The 19690-nt window shown below is 42.8% G+C and carries 17 protein-coding genes and 1 pseudogene; 7 read left to right on the top strand and 11 right to left on the bottom strand.

Going from position 1 to position 19690, the window contains the following annotated elements; translation table 11 throughout:
- Positions 1-2 precede the first annotated feature (2 nt).
- The 5 genes and pseudogenes from FQ084_RS00460 to pilG form a co-directional block, all read right to left on the bottom strand.
- Complete coding sequence (locus tag FQ084_RS00460; protein WP_149488691.1) at positions 3-1001, bottom strand: CheR family methyltransferase; 999 nt, start codon at positions 999-1001, stop codon at positions 3-5.
- Between the two features lie 202 nt (positions 1002-1203).
- A pseudogene (locus FQ084_RS00455) lies at positions 1204-2208 on the bottom strand (methyl-accepting chemotaxis protein); the annotation flags it as partial.
- 538 nt (positions 2209-2746) lie between these two features.
- Positions 2747-3277, bottom strand: coding sequence for a chemotaxis protein CheW (locus FQ084_RS00450; protein ID WP_149488689.1), 531 nt, complete (start codon positions 3275-3277; stop codon positions 2747-2749).
- Positions 3278-3280: 3 nt separating this feature from the next.
- Positions 3281-3643, bottom strand: a complete 363-nt coding sequence (locus tag FQ084_RS00445) for a PleD family two-component system response regulator (RefSeq protein ID WP_149488688.1) — start codon at positions 3641-3643, stop codon at positions 3281-3283.
- Positions 3644-3878: 235 nt separating this feature from the next.
- The gene (gene pilG, locus FQ084_RS00440) at positions 3879-4259 is read right to left on the bottom strand and encodes a twitching motility response regulator PilG (protein ID WP_149488687.1); all 381 of its coding nucleotides are present in this window, start codon (positions 4257-4259) and stop codon (positions 3879-3881) included.
- 804 nt (positions 4260-5063) lie between these two features.
- Between pilG and FQ084_RS00435 the strand changes: the two genes are divergently transcribed.
- The 6 genes from FQ084_RS00435 (at position 5064) to FQ084_RS00410 (ending at position 12550) form a co-directional block, all read left to right on the top strand.
- Positions 5064-6269 carry an efflux RND transporter periplasmic adaptor subunit gene (locus FQ084_RS00435; protein ID WP_149488686.1) on the top strand — a complete coding sequence of 402 codons (1206 nt, stop codon included), beginning with the start codon at positions 5064-5066 and terminating at the stop codon, positions 6267-6269.
- 327 nt (positions 6270-6596) lie between these two features.
- On the top strand, positions 6597-7319 hold the full coding sequence (locus FQ084_RS00430) for a response regulator transcription factor (protein WP_149488685.1): 723 nt from the start codon (positions 6597-6599) through the stop codon (positions 7317-7319).
- A 111-nt stretch (positions 7320-7430) separates the two neighbouring features.
- Complete coding sequence (locus FQ084_RS00425) at positions 7431-9497, top strand: ATP-binding protein (protein ID WP_149488684.1); 2067 nt, start codon at positions 7431-7433, stop codon at positions 9495-9497.
- Positions 9498-9828: 331 nt separating this feature from the next.
- A complete protein-coding gene (locus FQ084_RS00420) occupies positions 9829-10599 on the top strand; it encodes a methionine ABC transporter ATP-binding protein (protein ID WP_188032866.1) in 771 nt (256 codons plus the stop codon).
- Positions 10600-10616: 17 nt separating this feature from the next.
- Positions 10617-11303, top strand: a complete 687-nt coding sequence (locus FQ084_RS00415; RefSeq protein WP_149488683.1) for a methionine ABC transporter permease — start codon at positions 10617-10619, stop codon at positions 11301-11303.
- A gap of 266 nt (positions 11304-11569) precedes the next feature.
- A complete protein-coding gene (locus FQ084_RS00410) occupies positions 11570-12550 on the top strand; it encodes a MetQ/NlpA family ABC transporter substrate-binding protein (RefSeq protein ID WP_149488682.1) in 981 nt (326 codons plus the stop codon).
- A gap of 150 nt (positions 12551-12700) precedes the next feature.
- Here the strand turns inward: FQ084_RS00410 and codA are convergent, their stop codons facing one another.
- The gene (gene codA / locus FQ084_RS00405) at positions 12701-13957 is read right to left on the bottom strand and encodes a cytosine deaminase (RefSeq protein ID WP_149488681.1); all 1257 of its coding nucleotides are present in this window, start codon (positions 13955-13957) and stop codon (positions 12701-12703) included.
- Between the two features lie 88 nt (positions 13958-14045).
- Positions 14046-15278, bottom strand: a complete 1233-nt coding sequence (locus tag FQ084_RS00400; RefSeq protein WP_262880604.1) for an MFS transporter — start codon at positions 15276-15278, stop codon at positions 14046-14048.
- Between the two features lie 428 nt (positions 15279-15706).
- Between FQ084_RS00400 and FQ084_RS00395 the strand changes: the two genes are divergently transcribed.
- Positions 15707-16555, top strand: a complete 849-nt coding sequence (locus tag FQ084_RS00395) for an aldo/keto reductase (RefSeq protein ID WP_149488680.1) — start codon at positions 15707-15709, stop codon at positions 16553-16555.
- Between the two features lie 147 nt (positions 16556-16702).
- Here FQ084_RS00395 and ccmE read toward each other — a convergent pair whose 3' ends face one another.
- From ccmE to FQ084_RS00375, 4 genes are all read right to left on the bottom strand, one after another.
- The gene (ccmE, locus tag FQ084_RS00390) at positions 16703-17203 is read right to left on the bottom strand and encodes a cytochrome c maturation protein CcmE (protein WP_149488679.1); all 501 of its coding nucleotides are present in this window, start codon (positions 17201-17203) and stop codon (positions 16703-16705) included.
- Between the two features lie 241 nt (positions 17204-17444).
- Positions 17445-17666 (bottom strand): heme exporter protein CcmD, encoded by a 222-nt coding sequence (gene ccmD, locus FQ084_RS00385; RefSeq protein WP_149488678.1) that lies wholly within the window; start codon positions 17664-17666, stop codon positions 17445-17447.
- 51 nt (positions 17667-17717) lie between these two features.
- Entirely contained in the window at positions 17718-18506 is a 789-nt protein-coding gene (gene ccmC / locus FQ084_RS00380; protein ID WP_149488677.1) for a heme ABC transporter permease CcmC, read from the bottom strand.
- Positions 18507-18858: 352 nt separating this feature from the next.
- Complete coding sequence (locus FQ084_RS00375; protein WP_149489542.1) at positions 18859-19515, bottom strand: heme exporter protein CcmB; 657 nt, start codon at positions 19513-19515, stop codon at positions 18859-18861.
- Positions 19516-19690: the final 175 nt, after the last annotated feature.

Here is a 19690-nt window from a genome sequence, read left to right as displayed (position 1 = left end):
ATTTAGGCACTGATTTTTTGCCATGCATTAATCTGTGGGTGCGCAATACGGCGCATATTTGAAGGACGCCAAAATAACGCCTCACCTGGAGCCAATATAATATAACCACCTACCGCACACTGCTCTGATAGCCGCGCTAAAATGTCGCGCTGATCAAACTTACGAAAATAAAGCAACATGTTTTGGCAGACAATCATTTGTTGTAAATGTGGCGTCGGCGGTTCTTTGTCGATAATGTTGTGTAAAGCAAAGCGCACATGCTGTTTTAAGGTTGGCATAACCTGCCAGTGTGCACGGGCGCTATTTTCTATGGTTTTCTTAGTAGCCACAGGAGAAAGACTTAATTTTTCAATGGCGCTTATTGGACACAATGGATGGATAAATTGCTGACAGTGTGGGGGCACTAAGGCTTGCTGCTTTTGCTCATACTGCCCTAAGCGGGCTTTTTTTAAGGCTTGCTCGCTGACGTCAGTACCCAATATAGTGTAATGAGTCAACTGCTTTGAAGCCAAACTCATTGCCAGCGACCAAGTCTCTTGCCCACTAGCACAGCCCACGCTCCAAATACGGAATAACTTGTTAGTCCTAATGTCATCACTATTATTAGCAAGACTAGTGGCATTATTCCCAACACTGTCATCGATTGGCTGTCGTCTTTGATACTGCAAAGCACACTCAGTAACAAACTCTATAGAAGGCTGATGGCGAAAAAAACGGCTTTCATGGATAAGCACTTTATCCAGTAACTGCTGGCGCAGCTCATGATTAATCGGTAACTGCTTCCATAACTGTATGAGGGTTAGCCCATACGATGATGCCGTTTGACTGACTGCATTAACCAACCATTTACGCTGAACATTCGGTAATATAAAACCAATTTCTTGCTCTATATAGCGTTGCCATTGCTCGGTATCAAAAGCAGCATCCTGTCCTAAAGCCTCTGCCGCTAAAGTGTCCGCTTTATAAATGATGGGACTGTCTTTTTGAATATGATTATTCATGTGACCTGCTATTCATAGTATCACTTTAGATAAGATAACGACCCGAGCAACTATTTGGTTAACATTTCAATATAAAAAATCATAAATGAAGCGCTAATGACTCAATGATAGATGGATCTTAAATACTGTCTGAAACTCTTTCATCAATATCTAAATACTCATCTTCAGTCTGTTCTTGTTCCAAATGCTCGTCATCATTAGAAATCTTGAAGCCTGTCACCGACTCTTGCAGTGCCGCCGCCATTTCACTCAGCTCACCAATAGAGCGCGCTGTCGCCATCGAACCCGATGAGGTTTGCGAGGTAATATCTTGAATGATATTCATCGTGTGTGAGATGTGACCTGCAGACTCTGCCTGTTGCATAGCAGCGTTGGAGATGTTTTGAATCAGATCAGCCAAGGTATTAGAAACGGTTTGCACTTCTTCTAGCGCCTCACCCGCATCTTTTGCCAAACGCGCACCACGTACCACTTCAGAGGTCGTTGATTCCATCGACATTACCGCTTCACTGGTATCCGCCTGAATGGTTTTTACCAGCGTTTCAATCTGTTTGGTGGCATTGGCTGAACGCTCAGCGAGACGCTGAACCTCATCGGCAACAACGGCAAACCCTCTACCCGCTTCCCCTGCCATCGATGCCTGAATCGCAGCGTTCAGTGCCAGAACGTTGGTTTGGTCAGCAATATCGTTAATCAGACCAACAATATCACCAATCTCTTGCGAAGATTCGCCTAGGCGTTTGATACGTTTTGAGGTTTCTTGAATCTGGTCACGAATAACGTTCATACCTTCAATCGAGCGTTGTACAACTTCCGCACCGTTATAAGCAATAGCAACTGAACGCTGCGCAACCGTTGCCGATTCTGAAGCGTTATTTGAAACCTGATCAATCGATACGGTCATCTCATTAATAGCCGCTGATACCCCAGCAATTTCTTGCGCTTGATGTTCCGACGCCTCAGCAAGCTCAACCGCGTTCATCTGCGTTTGCTCTGAAGATTGCGAGACGCGATCAGCCGTACTGTTAATGACTAATACCAATTGGCGTAATTGATCAATCGCGAAGTTAACAGAGTCAGCAATCGCGCCGGTAAAATCTTCCGATACAGTCGCATTTACCGTCAAGTCACCGTCTGCTAAATCACCCAACTCATCCAATAGACGCAAAATTGCAATCTGGTTACGCTCGTTTTCTTCTTGAATTTGGCGCGCACGCTCAGATTCTGCTTCCGCTTCTTGGCGACGACGCAAGGTCTCTTTTTCAATAAGCAAACGTTCTGAGCCGCCACGTTGTTTTAGCAACTGGAATAAAGCAAACAAGATGCCAAGCACACCTAAGACAAATACAATCACTGGCAATATGACTGATTGATTAAAATTCGTTAAATACTGACTGACCGATGACAAGGAATTGACCAGCCAAAACAGACAAGCCATACTCACTAAAGCACAAAGCCCTAATAACAGCTTCCATTTACTATTAGCATCTGTCGTTGATTTACTCTTACCAGCTACAGGGTTGTTTATAACATCACTCATCGTGCCTCTTCCTTTCAAACAATCGTCAAAGTCGTATCGTGATTGACTCTGAAATCATATTGTCATCAAAACAACAGTGATTCACAAAGCCTGTATGAATGCTGACATATTACCGAACCATGTCAGCCCTAGTTCTTCTATGCTTGGTCTAATAAAAACCGCTTATTAAAAAACAGTTATGTATTAAAAACCGCTATGCCTATGTTTATATGGCGGCATCGATATACTGCACATCCTGTGCCAGCAAGCTTGGCATGAACACATACCAATCTTGCTCATCTTTAATAAATTTGCCGTGGTTATAAGGTGCAAACGGTGAGCTGGGCTCGAGCGCTTCTGGACGGTATTGATCTTGCGTGAACTGCTCAATACCCAAGACCTGATCGACCAGTAACCCTGAGAACACATTATCATGATCAATAACGATAACTTTACGTTGGCTCATCTGCGACAACTGGCTAGGCACTTGTAAAAACCGAGACAAATCGGTTAAAGGTAACAAGCGCCCACGAATATTGGCGATGCCGAGCATCCAAGGCTTTACTAAAGGCACGCTGGTATATTCTGGCATGGTCAATATCTCTGATACTTGACCCATTGGCGCCACTAAACGCTGACCCCCAATTTCAAATACCACCCCTTGCCAGTCAAACTCTTTTCCCCCGCGGCGACCACTTTTGCGCGCGCGTGCTAAGTCTGCTATCCGTAGCAGTTCAATAAACCCTCTGGATGCCACAAGCTACTCCATTACTTTACGAATAATCTGGACCAGACCACTTTCATCAATTGGCTTAGTAATATACTCTTTGGCGCCTTGACGCTTACCCCATACTCGATCGGTTTCTTGATTTTTGGTACTAATCATAATAATAGGAATATGAGACGTTGTTTTGCCACGTGTAATCTTACGAGTTGCCTGAAAGCCGTTCATTTCAGGCATTACTACATCCATTAAGATGACATCTGGCAGATGATCAATGGCCATCTGACAGCCTTGCTCACCGTTTGTCGCCTCTAATACTTGATAGTTATTTTTAGCAAGCATGTCGCGAAATTTCGCCATCTCAGATGGCGAGTCGTCAATGACTAAAACAGTAGTCATAGGTATTTCCTTTATTTTCGATGATATCCACTAGGATATATTATTGATACAAATCGATTGAAAATAAGTCGCTGTGATTAAGTGGTAGTAGTGTTCTCATCACGTTCAAAATTAAGCGGCAGGCTCTCATTACTAGCCTGCATGGCCAATCTTTATAAACAGCTTTCGTAACGGCAACCTATCTGCTGATTAGCGACTTATACTATTTTTTATAGCGGCTTAAAAAAATATGCCTCTATGAGCGATACTGGTTAATCGCCTCAAAAAGCTCATCTTTACTAAATGGCTTGGTCAAATACTCATCAGAACCGACAATGCGACCACGGGCTTTATCAAACAAACCATCTTTAGATGACAACATAATCACAGGCTTGCTGGCATAATCTGGATTGTTTTTTATCAACGCGCATGTCTGATAACCATCTAAACGTGGCATCATGATGTCCACAAAAATAATATCTGGGTTATGATCAACAATCTTAGCCAGTGCATCAAAACCATCAATGGCGGTTACGACTTCGCAGCCAGCTTTTTGCAATAACGTCTCTGCGGTACGGCGAATGGTCTTTGAGTCATCAATCACCATCACTTTTAAACCATCAAAATTATTTTCCATTATCTCTGTCCTATTAACGACTATTTATTCGTAGTGCTATCTATGAATACAAACTATCACTCTAAACGGTCAATCTAAACTATTAATACAAAAAAAATAAGCGGTTACCTCAATTTATCGGTTGGCTTATCTTGTATAACGATGAACGGCAAATCCTGCCTTATACTCTGTCATCATAGCTAAATTTTCACCACCAGTATTTGCCTATGAACTAGCGCATTAGCATCAGTCACTATACGCACTTTATGGTAAATTATCTTAGCAAATTGCGCAGTATTTTAAGTACTTTAAGCCCTTATGATACCTATGTATCAGTATGGTGCAATCGTACTATGCAGTGTTCGATACATATACTATCTAGCCAAACTGTGAGCCTGTTAGGCAACCTATTATTACATTATCAAAGGGAACTGATTAAAGGCAACGTGCTGTCATTTAAGAGGACTTGGTCTAGATAGAGCTAGATATAATATTTGGTCTTACTATATTTTAGGCATTATATAGAAATAGTGTGCACCTTACCGAATAATTTTACTTTGTCATAAAAATGTATCAATATATTTTATTATGTTTGTTTTAGCACAGTTATAACACCTTTTCCAGCTATTTAGTGAATTTATGTTCAAATAAATTGGTGCAAATTCATCACTCTAGCTAAAACCGCTTTACTTATGGCTTCTATTATTAATAATCCTTATTAGCGTGTTATTCAAATCCACAGATTCAAACCAGAAAAGACTGGCTAATCATTTCGCCGTACTAAAATTCACTATATAATGAAAATTCGTTGATAATGGTAACTGTATGACAAACTCTATGTGCTCAAAACGTTTTGGCGCTACATTCTTAGCTTGTAGCCCTTTAAAAAAGAGTATCTACCTCTTAAGTAGTTTGCTGATTGTCGCCTGTCAACCATCCCCTCCTACTTCAGAGCCTGTGACTGCCGAAAACAGCGAGACCGTTAAGACACCGCTTCTTATTGGTGCTGATAGCATCACAATGACCCCCGACCATATCTTAAGTATCAAGCCAACCCGTTATCAACCCAGCCTTGGATTAGAAGGTCACATTGAACCTATTAAAAAGGTAGATTTTATTGCCGCACAAGCACTGACGGTAGAGAAAGTCTTGGTAAAGAAAAATCAATGGGTAGAAAAAGATACGCCCTTATTCATTGTTCGACGTCAGGTAACGCAAATTCAACAGCCAGCCAATGAAGCAGTAGTGTCTACGCATTCAAAAGACACTGTAGAAGCTACTAATAAGGCTGATGTTAAGTCTGAGCAATCTGTCGTTAAGCAGACTCAAGCATCGGACAATAATAGCGTTATTAATAGTGCCAAGCAGACAGAGCAAGCCGTAAAAAATGAGGCAAAACCAGAGAAATCATACAACTTGATCACGGTGCGAGCCAGTTTTTCGGGCCGTGTAGAAAAGCTATATATTAAAAACGAACAGAAAATAGAAGCATCTCAGCCTTTATTAAACCTCAGTGATGAGACAGAACTACATTTTATCGCAGCCCTTCCTATTGACGCTAAATCACAAATCTCTGTTGGACAAACGGTTAATTTTACCGCTGAAGGTCTAATCGATGAATTTACCGGACAGGTCAGTAAACTAACAGCGGCTGAGCAACCAAAGCAGCTATTGGTGTATGTCAATGTGGTTGATAACGAGGTCAGTCGCCACCAGATACGACCTGATATGAAGGTGACAGGACGTGTTGACTACGGACAAATAGAAGTCGGCACCTTTGTCCCTAAGCGCGCCCTGCATAATGTCGATCTAACCGTGCTGCATAAACCGCCTTATAAGCCGCTGCGTCCGTTGAGCGCCAATGTATGGATTATAAAACAAGACCAACGTTTGACCCGCCAATCTGTCGAGGTCATCGAGTATGACCCGCTGACCAAGCAGTATTTAATCGCTGGCATCAGTAATGACAGCTTGATTTGTTTGGCAAACTTACCCGTTGAATCTGAAGGTAAAAAAGCGGTGGTTTCATAACCTTTGAGGCCAGTAGTTACATTGTGTAGAAACATTAACAAAGCATGTCTTGTTTAATAACATGCTGTATAGGCAATATAGCGTATGCTAGATAGTACAGATGACTCTATTACTAATGAAGCGATTGCACATGTTTTAAGCAACCCTAGTTTGCACAATTGATATTTGAATAATCCCTATTGGCTCATTCAAAAAGATGAGGGCTTAAAACGTTTTCAACGATAATTGTGAGTAATGAGCGCCTGTTAGCAATGATTGAAAGTTAAGGGCGCAGTATTTTTGAATATGCAGATAAAACAAACTATAACAACAACTAGAGGAAAAATTATGAGTAAGCAGATTTTACTAATTGAAGATGATCCAGATTTAGCCGAGTTAATCAGTGATTATCTGACCATGAATTACTACGATGTGCACCATGCAGGATTGGGTCAAGAAGGTCTGGATTTATTAGACACCAAAGAGCGTGATATTGACTTAGTCGTACTGGATTTGATGCTCCCTGATATGGATGGAATGCAAGTTTGCCAAAAAATACGTGGCAACAAAAATAATATGACCAATAAAGTGCCGATTATTATGCTGACGGCAAAAGGCGACACCACCGATCGTGTTTTAGGTTTAGAGATGGGCGCTGATGATTATATTTCCAAACCTTTTGAGCCACGTGAGTTATTGGCGCGTATTCGTGCCGTTATTCGTCGCCACGAGCAGCCGAACCAAGCTGACAGCCAGTCAGACAGCCTCACTTTTGGTCGCTTGAGCGTCTTTCCCGACAGCCATGAAGTCACTATTGATGATCAACCTGTACGTCTAACGACGCATCAGTTTCAATTGCTGCATTATTTTGCCACCCATTCTGGTAAAGTACTCAATCGCGAGCAATTGTGGCAAGCTATGCCAAACGATGACAGCTCAGATAATATTGATCGTGCCATTGACGTGCACATTTCACGCTTGCGCGCGCTTATTGAAGACAATCCGCGTCAACCAAAACGTATTATTACCGTACGTGGTGTGGGTTATCAATTCGCAACGGATCAAGTTTAAATGGTAATGCAGTCAAACGACATTACGTTAAGCAGTAGCTAAAAATAATCGTAACAAGACTAGTAAGACTAGCCTGACTGGTTATGAGCGTGTGACAATAGAGATGATTTAATGCAACCACTGGGTTTTCGTTCCGTATTTGCCAAGCTATTTGCCAGCGTCATGCTGGCACTTATTTTATTTGCGGTAGCGATGGTGTTATTGACGCAGTTGGTTCATGACAAAGATGCGGGCATTCGCTCAGAAATATTGGCCACCCAAATCTTGGCTCAAATAGACCCGTTTTTGCATGAGTTAAACATCGCAGTCAGCAAGGACAATCGATTACAGTCGCGCTTTATGTTGGCGGTGGTCAAAAAAAGTTTTGATATTTTTGATGAATCTTTGCAGGCAAAGATGGGGTTGTATGACAGCGAAGGTCATTTGCTGATGCAAACCGACAACAGCGATTTGCCATTAGAGTTGCCTGCGCCGCCTTCCCTGTTATCACGCGTCTTTCCATCGTTTGCCGAAACTTCCCCGACCAAGCAAGCCCAAGTCTATAGTAGTACGGGCTATACGATATTATATGAATCACGCTTACCACCTAAAAAACCCGTACTCTCCGCGGCATTAAACTTATTTACTGGCACTTTATTGCTGCTGATGATTATGGCAGGCGTACTCTGGTGGATTGCTCGTACAATTACTTGGCGTATCAATCAGATGAGTCAGCAGATGGCGCAACTCGGTGATGGTGATTTTAGCGTGCGTGTCAATGCACGCGGTAATGATGAAATTGCGTCACTCGCCCGCGGATTTAACCAAGCAGCTCAAAAAATTGAACACCTTATCAATGCCAATAATTTACTATTGGCGCATGCCTCACATGAGCTGCGTACCCCTATCACGCGTATCCGTTTACAGATTGAAATGATGGATATGCTGGCAGGGGCAATGCCAGCTGATACCAAGGATAAATTTGATAAGCGTGCCCAAGCCATTAACCGCGATCTGTCGGGACTGAATGATTTGGTCGAGAGCATCTTGCTAGTCAGCCGTTTAGATGCTGGTCATGCATTACAACAAGTTGAGCAATTGGACTTATATGATTTGGTCAATCAGGAACGCCAGCACTATCCTGAAGCGACTTTAATTGGTGAGCATATCGTCATTGACGGTCAATCATCCATGCTCACCCATTTAATTCGTAACCTACTGACCAATGCTATGCTGCATGGTAAGCCGCCGGTCACCGTATTACTTTACGGTGTACAGACATTGGATGAAGCCAATGACATCCCTGACTTCCTGTTACAAACCATACTGTGCAGTAGCTTTGTCGACTATAACAGCTCAGACTTTGATTCTTATGAGGAAGTAGCTCATAACGTCAACCAGCTCGAAAACATGCAAGACAATCAGCTTAGCCATGATGAATCTAGTGATAAAAAATCTGAGTCAACATCAGCAGAAGCAACAGAGGTAGCGTCGTTATTACCTACCCCAGCGATTTATAAAAATGGTGAAAGCGTTACCAATCCTACTGAGGTTATTGCTGAAGCTGATAGCAACGAGAGCGTAGAAACTGATAAATCACAGCCCCCAGAACTGATTACTAAAAGTATTAGTGGACCTTCACTCAAATCTAACTATCAGCGTTTTACAACCGATTTAACGGATAAAATCAAAAAAGTCATTTGGCGCGCGGTTCCTGAAAATCCAGAGATATCCATCCTCAATATCGATGACCATGCTATAAGTAGCAATATAGACAATACAGATAAAGGCACTAACACTGGAAAAGATAACTCGAAGATAGATTCTAATGACAATACCAAAGAAAGTGCTAAAGACAACGGCGATAGATCAAATGGCACGCGTAAAGAAGGTTTGTTTAGTAAGCATCTGAAGAAACCCAAAGCTGAGCCAACTCGCCCACTACCAAAATATGCAGTGATGGCAGTGATTGATGAAGGCGAAGGTATCCCTGAGAACAAACGCGAGGAAGTTTTTAGTCCCTTCGTACGTTTGCAGCAAAAAAATAAAGGCTCAGGACTTGGCTTATCCTTGGTTGCCCAAATTGTCACCGCTCACCAAGGGCGTATCCTCACCGATACCATTAATGGTCACACGCGATTTTTAGTGGTACTACCCGTTAAGCACGACCCTCATTATCACCATGACAGCCGTGATTAATACTGTCATTTAATACCAAAAAACGCAGTCTTAAAAAAACACTCAAAAATACATGCCACTGTCTTACTGCTTCTTTATTTCAAATAAATTCGTTTGAAATGACGATAAATTTACCCGCTACCTATTTATATTGCTTTTTCTCAATAATGAGCAAGCCAAGATTATCCCTCAGTTATGGATGTCCATATCCAAAACACTGCATAATATGCTATATTAGCGCCCCTTATTATGGGGTTATTGAATGTTGTTTTGAACTGTGCTCCTTACTATCTAAGAGCCACCTACAACCGCTTCATAACTATAAAAATATTTATTAAATTTTGAGCCCTCCATGAGTGACATGATTGTCTTAAACGATGTGACCAAAAGCTTTCTAAGCGACCGGTCTATAAAAGATAAAGACGGCAAGCCACATTGGTTTACTGCTGTCGAGCCGACGTCCTTAACTGTGCAGCAAGGCGAAATATTTGGCTTGATGGGCTATTCGGGAGCGGGTAAATCTACCCTCTTACGCCTGATTAATTTGCTTGAGCGTCCAGATTCAGGTCAAGTCATCGTAGATGGTACGGATTTGACCACATTATCTGCTAGTGAGTTACGTATCGCTCGCCATAATATCGGCATGATTTTCCAGCAGTTTAACCTGATGTCCAATCGTACGGTCTTCGATAATGTCGCCTTTAACTTAACGGTGGCAGGCTATCCGAGCGCCGATATTCATAAGCGGGTAATGGACTGCTTAGAAATCGTCGACTTGACCGACCGTGCAGGGCATTATCCAGCGCAGCTATCAGGGGGTCAAAAACAGCGTGTCGGTATCGCTCGCGCGATTGCGCCCAGCCCTAAAGTGTTATTGGCTGATGAGCCAACCAGTGCGCTTGATCCTGCGACGACGCGCAGCCTATTGACTTGCCTACGGGATATTAATGAACAGCTTGGCGTCACCATCGTCATCGTCACGCATGAAATGAGCGTCATTCGTCGGCTATGTGACCGCGCAGCGTTGTTACATCAAGGGCAATTGCTCGAGGTTGCCGATATTCGCGACGGTCTGATTCAGGCCACCACAACGATTGGCAAAGGCTTGGTTCACGAAGACTAAGAGGTAGGAGAATAGACATGTTAACTGGTGCTGAATTATCCGCCTCAATAGACAAACTGCTCGCACTGCGCAAAGAAATTTGGCAGGCGTTTGTAGATACCTTTATTATGCTTGGTATCTCAACGACGGTCGCCATCGTGATCGGCGGTCTGTTTGGGGTATTCTTGTTTTTATCTAGTGATCGGCAGTTTTTGCAAAATAAAACGCTATACGGTGTGCTTGGTGCTATCACCAACTTTATGCGTGCCTTCCCATTTGTGATTCTGATGATTGCAATGAGCCCCTTTACCAAAGCCATCGTTGGCACCGGCATTGGACCGATTGCCGCTTCTTTGGTACTGGCAATTGCGGGTTCCTTTTACTTTGCACGCTTGGTTGAACAAAACCTGCGTGAAGTGCCACGTGGCATTATTGAAGCGACTGAATCGATGGGAGCCCGTCCCTTTACCATTATCAAAGTGCTGCTCAATGAAGCGCGTTCTGGTTTGGTATTATCCGTTACTATTCTGTGTATCAGCCTACTGTCATTTTCGGCAGCTGCCGGTATGATCGGCGGTGGCGGTTTAGGTGATTTGGCGATTCGTTATGGCTATTATCGCTATCAAACTGAGGTGATGGTGTTTATTGTTGTGATGCTATCGATTATGGTTATCGGGATTCAGGCATCGGGTAATTGGATAGCAATGCGTTTGGATAAACGCTAACGCTGACTGATAAATTGACTATAGACAGCGTTAGCCACTGGGTTTTTAGGCACTTACATTGAGCGTTTGATATGAATAATGCTTAAGGTTTAATGCCGATTCGTCCTAAGCAAAGGCTTGACTTTGTAACTGATTCCCTTTAATTTTGATACTATCTTAACAACCGTTAACTTAGCAGCATTACTATTCACAATGTTGCTTTTTTAATGCGGATTTTTAATGTTAACGTTTAATCCCCTATTCCCATCCCTTATTAAGGAAGTTTCATGAAATTAACAGATATCAGCCGTCAAATAGCCACAGCATTTGCGGCAGTTGGCGTATCAGGTCTTGTATTGGTCGGTTGTAACAATTCATCAGCGCCAGAAGCTAACAAAGAGCCTGTCACTGAAGGCGCAACGGAAACGACAACCACAGAGACAGCCACGACCAACGATATCGATCCTGAGCATAGCAAAATTATCATCGGTACAACCGAAGGTGACTTTGCCGATATGGTTCGTAACCAAGTAAAAGGCTCGTTAGAAGCACAAGGTTATGAAGTTGAGCTAGTAACGTTTACCGATTATGTGCGTCCAAATATCGCCTTGGCTGATGGCGATTTAGATATTAATATCTTCCAGCATAAGCCTTATCTTGATACATTCAAAAAAGAAAACAACCTTGATTTGGTTGAAGTCTTTCAAGTACCAACAGCGCCACTGGGCATCTACTCAGGCAAAAAGACCAACATCAAAGACGTATACAAAGGCATGAGCGTTTCTGCGCCTAATGATCCAAGTAACTTTGCGCGTGCGTTAGTGATGATGAATGAGCTAGGTTGGATTACTTTAAAAGACAATATCGACCCATTGACCGCTTCAAAAACTGATATCGCTGATAACAGCAAATACGACATCAAAATCGTTGAACTAGAAGCGGCACAGCTACCACGTGCGCGTGACGAAGTTGACTTTGCTATCATCAATGGCAACTATGCGACCGATGCGGGTATCAAGCTGACTGAGGCACTATTCCAAGAGCCAAGCTTCGCTTATGTGAACTGGTCAGCCATCAAAACTGCTGATAAAGACAAAAAATGGGTTAAAGACGTCACTAACGCCTATAACTCAGAAGCCTTTAAAAAGTATGCTCACGATAGCTTCCCTGGTTATAAATATCCAAAAATCTGGGGTACTGACACTGTTGCGACCACTGCTACTCCTACAACAGATAGCGCTCCAGTCGCAGAAGCTGCTGCTCAGTAATTGCTGACTTCAAACACTTTATTTAAATAAAGTATTTTGAGAGTTTAATAAGTGACATAAAAAAGCCCACTATTTGATAATAATGGGCTTTTTTTCGTCGATATTTTATATTATTGCTATTTACTTCTTACCTTTTTTCGGTAAATCCGGCTATTTTGTTTTTCTAAAAACATCCAGTTCGATATCGTAGCTTGGTTCAGGCTTTTTAAACAGATATTTACCGTTGCGAATAGAGGCAAGTACATCGGCGCGTTGACGGACGGCTTCAAACGGACTATCGGCATCCAACACCAAAAAGTTAGCTGGTTTACCCACGTCTAAGCCGTACTGGTCTTCGATGTTTAATGTTTTAGCGCCATTAAAGGTAATCAAATCCAGGCAGGTATCAAGCTGCGGCATCGACATCGTTTGTGCTAAATGAATACCATTATCCAAGATATTCATCAGGTTACCATTACCAGCCGGATACCAAGGGTCATTGATAGAATCCTGACCAAAACATACGTTGATATCATTTTCCCAAAACTCTTTTACCCGCGTTAAACCACGACGCTTAGGATAAGTATCTTGACGACCTTGTAGATAGGCATTTTCAGTTGGCAAGGCAATAAAATTCATGCCGGACTTTTCAAACAATCCCATCATACGAAAAGCATAGGCATTATCCGCCGAACCAAACGAGCAAGTATGACTGGCAGCTGTGCGACTGCCAATCCCCTCAATCATCACTAAGGCGTTTAGTAGCTCTACAAAACGGCTCATGACATCATCAGTTTCATCACAATGGACGTCGATAAGCTTGTCGTATTTCATTGCCAGCTCAACCGTTTTATGAATGGACTTTTCACCGATCTCACGTGCCCATTCAAAATGAGGGATACTGCCCACACAGTCAGCACCCATTTTTAAGGCTTCCTCTACCATTTCAGCCCCGCCTTTGTAGGCATACATGCCTTCTTGCGGGAACGCCACAATCTGAATGGTGACGTTGTCTTTTAACTCTTCACGAAGCTCGAGCATGGCCTTTAAGCCAGTAAGATTGGGGTCACAGACGTCAATATGAGTACGAATAAATTGCACCCCTTTTGACACTTCTTCTTGAATACCCTTTAATGCCCGTTCCTTGGCATCTTCAAAGGATTGTGTTTTTTTGACATCGTGCCAACGGGCAATTCCTTCAAATAAAGTGCCAGTGTCGTTGGTTGCGCCTGCATTACCAGCTGTATAAACATAGTCTAGGTGCAAATGAGCATCTACATAAGGTGGCACGACCAACCGACCCTTAAGATCAATCTCTTCTTCAGCGGCAGGTAAATTCTTACCAACCTGCTGAATAACACCGTCTTTGACCAAAATCTCGTTAGCAGCGCTATTACGATAAATATTTGCATTGGTAAACTTAATCATTACAAACTCCTATTATTGCTAAAAGTTAGTTATTTAAAATCGTTTATTAAAGCTGAGTTATTAAGTGCTATTAGATTATTAACATCAATTAGACAGTAGGTGCATCCAACGTTTTCTTAGAGATAACTGTAATAATAATGGCAGGAATGAAACAGAGGATAGAAAGATACACAATACCTAAGACGCCTGTTTCTGGTATATGAACCAAAATCAAACCTGCGAGCCATGTCGCAATCATAATTGAGAAATTAAACACACTGGATTGTACAGAGGTCGCGACCGCTTTTGCTTCGGTCACCTGATGGCTAACAGCCGTTTGAAACATGGTTACCAAAGGTCCAAATGCTAAGCCCCACAGTAAAAAGGCCAAATGCGCAAAACCATTCGTTCCCCTGAAGAAGACGAACAACAGCATAGCAATCACGCCGCAAGCCAACATACCAACGATTAAACCACGCAGATGAGTATCGATAATTTTGGCCGATAAGATGACTGAAATGACCGAACCTATCCCAAAAATAAACAACGCTAGACTGATACCGCCCACAAACTTGATGGTTTCGACCAATAGCGTGATATAGGTATAGGTACTGTAATGCGCCACGACTGCTAAGAAGGTTAGGGCTAAGACTATCCAGACCCCAGGGATTTTTAAAACCGCGATTGGCGAGTTACTTTGAGTAAGTTTTTCGCCTTGTACGGAAGGCAAGTATTTAGCCGCCAGCAGCGCAATTACGGCACCCAATGCACCAAGCACCATAAACGAGGTACGCCAGCCCACTTGGGTACCAATATAGGTCATAATCGGTAGACCAAGGCTCACCCCAAAGGTATTACCCGCCATGATGATGGTAATCGCCTTGCCATGCAGGTTTTCTGGCACCAATGCAGTGCCATAAGCGGCAATCATCGGCCACATAATCCCTGCACATATACCGCCAATAATACGCATGGTGACGATGAGCGGATAAGACGAGGTAAGACCGACAACCAGATTAGAGACGGCAAAACCTGTTAATAGCACCAATAAAAGCACCTTGCGATTGACCCACAACGTCATACTAATGAGGGGAATAGCAAAAATCGCCGATGCCAGTGCGTATATGCCGACTAAAAATCCTACTTGAGTCTGCTCAATGCCTAAACCCTCAGTCATTTGCGGCAAGATGCCAGAAGGCATCAGCTCTGAGAGAATACCAATAAAGGTGACACTTGCCATCAAACCAAAGATAAACCACGAAATAGGATTTTGATGTTGACCATTTGCCGTGTTTTCTGAACGGCTGCCTTTTGCAGGACTTGGCTTTGAAAAACTAGACACACCCCCTCCTCATTCAATGAAGTTTCTAGAAGATTCATAACCTTGCTTTATTGATAGACCCATCCATAGAAAACCATATATTCATAAAAATATAGCTTGCTATGAGCGGATATTGAGCAGATATATAGGTTTATCATTTATTTAGGTCTACTGTAGCATCACCTCTGTTTTATAGATACCCACTATAACAGTAAGGTTTTGTAATTTCAGTAATTCCTATTTTTGGCAACGCCCTCGAATAACCTATTAGCTGCTTTAATAACTATAAAATGACGTTACAGCCTGTTTGTTGTTTGTAGGAAAGCGTCACTCGCCCTTTCACTTGCCGCTCCTTTTTTCTATAGTGGGTAAGCTTAATAGGGATTTAGATAATCATATTTCTTATTTAATTTTCTGTCAATAAACACACGAATAACAAGGATAACCATATGCGTGCTAAAACTTATAATATTCGCACCGCTGGACAAGCCAACATTCCAGTACTAGGATTGGGTACTTGGCAATCAACGGGCCAAGACTGTATCGATGTCGTCAGCCAGGGATTAAAAATGGGTTACGAGCATATTGATACTGCCCAAGCTTATGATAATGAAAAAGAGGTGGGAAAAGGCATTAAGCAATCAGGCATCGCTCGTGATAAGTTTTTTTTAACGACAAAAATATTTCCTGATGACATGAAGTTTGAGCCAGAGAAACTCATAGCGGCTGCTAAGCGCTCGTTAGAAAATTTAGATACCGATTATGTTGATTTACTGCTGCTGCACTGGCCTGATGAACGTGTGCCGTTATCTGAGACTATGCCAGCGCTTTGTGAGCTACAAAAACAAGGGCTGACCCGTAATATTGGGGTTTCTAACTTTAATATCGCCAATATCATTGAAGCCAAGCGCTATGCCGATGTACCTATTGCGGTCAATCAAGTGGAGTTTCACCCTTTTATTAAGCAAAAAACGTTGCAGACCTTTTTAAATAACCACCATATTTTATTGGAAGCGTACTCGCCGCTCGCGCGTGGAGATGTCTTCGATAATAAAATCATCAAAGACATCGCTGATAAATACGGTATCACTCCAGCGCAAGTGTCGCTGGCTTGGATTTTATCCGATAAGCATCGTATTGCAATTCCAAAAACAGCTAACCCTGAGCACTTACAAGGCAACTTAGATGCTATCAAGGTAGAGCTCAGTGCGGATGACCTTGAGAAAATCAGCAGCTTAGCGCGTAGTGATGGGCGCAAAATCAAGCATCCAGATTATTCGCCAAAATGGGATGATTAATCGATAACTCATATCTATTTGAGTATTAGATTAAGCACAAAAAAGCCAGTGATAAGATATCGCTGGCTTTTTTATGTCTAGCACTTTTTATGAGTAGCGCTATTTTAATATCAAACTTAAATCTTAATAGCGACTATTTTATGCTAATTACTGCTGCAGAGTCTTGGTTTCATGAATTTTTTCAGCAGGATTATATTGCTCAGAAGAAGGTACCGCGCCGATACGATTATTTTCTTTCATCGATTTCGCCACTTCTGGTGGCATATAGTTTTCATCATGTTTGGCCAATACTTCGCCTGCCACAAAGGTGTCCCCTTGCATTTTACCCGTTGCAACCACCCCTGAGTTTTCGGCGAACAAATCTGGCAAAATACCTTGATAAGTCACGGGTACTGTCGATTCGAAGTCGGTGATCGCAAATTCAACGCTTAATGGGTCATTTGGCGCACGCTGGACACTACCGGCAACCACCATACCACCCGCGCGGATACGCTTGTCTTGTGGCGCTTCACCTTGCGCAATGGCGGTGGCGTCGAAGTAGTAGTCGGTCTGTTGCCCAATGGCATAAATTACCAACACCACGGCGATCGCGGCTCCTGCAAGCGTAAACATAACCCACATCAGTTTTTTGCGACGAACTGCGTTCATACTACTACCTCATTGATGAGTCGCTGTTTTACAAATTTTTCGTTTGCAAGACAGAAAATATTAAAGAAATTCATATCAGACTGACTGGATAACAGGCCTGTCCAACCGTACTTTTCTAATACCTATATGGTAGCATTTTTTACCCAAATCAATAAGCCCTCTGACAACTGATAAGGTCATATATTTGCCCGCGAGTCATTATCATTTTATAAGCTCAGAAGCCAATACTAACAATAATCTTTTAAGAAGATTGTTTGGTCGCAGGGTTAGGTACTTTAGCAGCGCGCTGCGCCTGACGCGCTTGCTGAATCGTTAGCTGCTTAATAAGCGCTTGTCTTTGACGACGACTATAGATAATAAAAACCAGCATCATACCGACCGTAATTGCCCAGCATGACCAGACAAACACACCATGCTCACCCATGGCGATAAACTCAGAGACGCTATAAAAGTAAGGCTGCATTATATTTTCCTAGCCGTTATTTGCTTTGCTCATGGCTGTATGGTTATGAGATTATTTGTTTTGTGCACGAACGTATTCTTTTACCCACGCTTTACCTTGGTCGCGATATAAAATCAGGGTATTGGTACGATAAATGGCCAACGTCGCCACCAATAAATAGCTGCCAATAATCATCAGTAGTAGTGGCATCCACATATCCGCCGACATTTTTGGTGCCGCAGTCAGCGTAAAGGTTGAGCCTTGGTGCAAAGTATTCCACCACTGTACTGAGTACTTGATAATGGGCAAGTTGACTGCACCAACGATGGACAAAATAGCCGCCGCCTTGCCACGATTCGCTGTATGTTCAAAGGCAGCAAACAAGGCCATCACACCGGCATATAAAAACGCCAAAATCAGCATCGAAGTCAGCCGCGCATCCCAAACCCAATAAGTGCCCCACGTAGGCTTTGCCCAAATAGAACCCGTCAGCAGGCTAATAACACAGAGCAAAAACCCTATCGGAGCAAGCGCTTGTGCTACAAGGCTCGCTGTCTTAATTTTCCATACCAGATAAATTACGCCCAGCACGGCTAAAGCAAAATAAATGGAGATAGCCAGACTGGCTGCCGGTACATGGATAAAGATGATGCGATAGCTGTTACCTTGCAGATAATCAGGTGGCGCAAATGCTAAGCCCCAAACGCTACCTACGATCAGACAGAGACTGGCTAATATCGCTAACCACTTGACCCAAGGCGAAAAGATACGAAAGAACTCCTTAGTACCCACTGTGGTCAAAAAGACCTGCCAGATACGTTGCCACAGGCTAGGAGATGAGACATTATTCAGGTTGGGCATGGGAATAAACCTATTGCGCAGCTGGTGGTTATCGAGTAAAACGCATGATTCATACGACTACCCGCTAACTTGCTGGCGTTAAACGCTGGATAGAATCTACACGTGACTGTTTGTTTAATAGCCTATTATAGCAAAGTTGCCAGTTTTCAACATGCTGTTAATATAAAGGGTTTTCATGAGAGAAGGTATATAGTTGATACTAAATAAAATGGATAGACAATGCTATGCCGCGTGACTGGTGCAAATTTTTCTTGCTTGCTGTGCTTACGCCGACAGAGGCGACGAAAAATTTATCCCAGCCCCGCTGCCTCTCTTTGATATTGACCTGAATATAACATGCCAGCATTAATTGTTAATTAAGCCATGCCATTTTTAAGGTCAGGGCAATCACCCATGGCATCACCAACACTGAAATAATACTACCTGCCAATAATAAAGCTAAAATCGGCAAGCCGTTAAGACCAGTGGCAAATAAATCAACTGCTCCAGTGGCAAAGATCAATACGGGCAGCTGCATCGGTAAAGCAATCAAAGGTACCAACACTGCGCCATTTTTTAACGACAGCGTCAGACTACTGGCAACCGCTGACAGCATAAGTAGCATCGGACTGCCAGTGATAATAGATGCCATCAATATCCATGCCTCAAACCAGCTAAGCTGAAACAATGGCACAGCGAGCAAACTTAATCCCGCCACGATACCACTACTAAAAATCCAGTGAATAACCAAACGAATCAGCACCCATAATGGCAGCGACGCATTGGCGACGACCAATTGCGCCAGCGTACCATTATCAAGGGCAGGCTTAAACAAACCATCAACGCCCATTACCAGTGACAACAGAGCTGCAATCCAAACTGCGGACACCCCAAGGCGCTGCAGTAATGCAGGCTCGCTACCAACCGCGAGCGGAAATAAGGTAATAATCACTAAAAACAGTACCAAAGGATATAACCACTGTACTGCCCCTTGCTGCTTGACCTGCCATTCGCGCCGCCATAGCTGCATAAAGCTGATACCGCGCACAGCAGCTGCACTAGCACTTGAAGTGTTAGCATTTGAGCTTGTATTCTCTATTTGTACTGGAGTATCTATGTCTATCATCTATTCGCTCTTCCACTAATGCTTGTCGCACTTATATTGACGCTTGTTGCAGTTAGATTGATTCTTATGGCACTTATAT

Source organism: Psychrobacter sp. ANT_WB68 (assembly GCF_008369115.1).
Taxonomy (GTDB): domain Bacteria; phylum Pseudomonadota; class Gammaproteobacteria; order Pseudomonadales; family Moraxellaceae; genus Psychrobacter.
This window is presented reverse-complemented; position numbering and strand designations above follow the sequence as displayed.

Coding starts and splice junctions, on each gene's coding strand:
- pilG (WP_149488687.1), bottom strand. CDS start 4,259: ATGGAAAATAATTTTGATGGTTTAAAAGTGATGGTGATTGATGACTCA.
- FQ084_RS00435 (WP_149488686.1), top strand. CDS start 5,064: ATGACAAACTCTATGTGCTCAAAACGTTTTGGCGCTACATTCTTAGCT.
- FQ084_RS00415 (WP_149488683.1), top strand. CDS start 10,617: ATGTTAACTGGTGCTGAATTATCCGCCTCAATAGACAAACTGCTCGCA.
- FQ084_RS00460 (WP_149488691.1), bottom strand. CDS start 1,001: ATGAATAATCATATTCAAAAAGACAGTCCCATCATTTATAAAGCGGAC.
- ccmE (WP_149488679.1), bottom strand. CDS start 17,203: ATGAACGCAGTTCGTCGCAAAAAACTGATGTGGGTTATGTTTACGCTT.
- FQ084_RS00410 (WP_149488682.1), top strand. CDS start 11,570: ATGAAATTAACAGATATCAGCCGTCAAATAGCCACAGCATTTGCGGCA.
- FQ084_RS00425 (WP_149488684.1), top strand. CDS start 7,431: ATGCAACCACTGGGTTTTCGTTCCGTATTTGCCAAGCTATTTGCCAGC.
- codA (WP_149488681.1), bottom strand. CDS start 13,957: ATGATTAAGTTTACCAATGCAAATATTTATCGTAATAGCGCTGCTAAC.
- FQ084_RS00445 (WP_149488688.1), bottom strand. CDS start 3,643: ATGACTACTGTTTTAGTCATTGACGACTCGCCATCTGAGATGGCGAAA.
- FQ084_RS00430 (WP_149488685.1), top strand. CDS start 6,597: ATGAGTAAGCAGATTTTACTAATTGAAGATGATCCAGATTTAGCCGAG.
- ccmC (WP_149488677.1), bottom strand. CDS start 18,506: ATGCCCAACCTGAATAATGTCTCATCTCCTAGCCTGTGGCAACGTATC.
- FQ084_RS00375 (WP_149489542.1), bottom strand. CDS start 19,515: ATGCAGCTATGGCGGCGCGAATGGCAGGTCAAGCAGCAAGGGGCAGTA.
- ccmD (WP_149488678.1), bottom strand. CDS start 17,666: ATGCAGCCTTACTTTTATAGCGTCTCTGAGTTTATCGCCATGGGTGAG.
- FQ084_RS00420 (WP_188032866.1), top strand. CDS start 9,829: ATGAGTGACATGATTGTCTTAAACGATGTGACCAAAAGCTTTCTAAGC.
- FQ084_RS00395 (WP_149488680.1), top strand. CDS start 15,707: ATGCGTGCTAAAACTTATAATATTCGCACCGCTGGACAAGCCAACATT.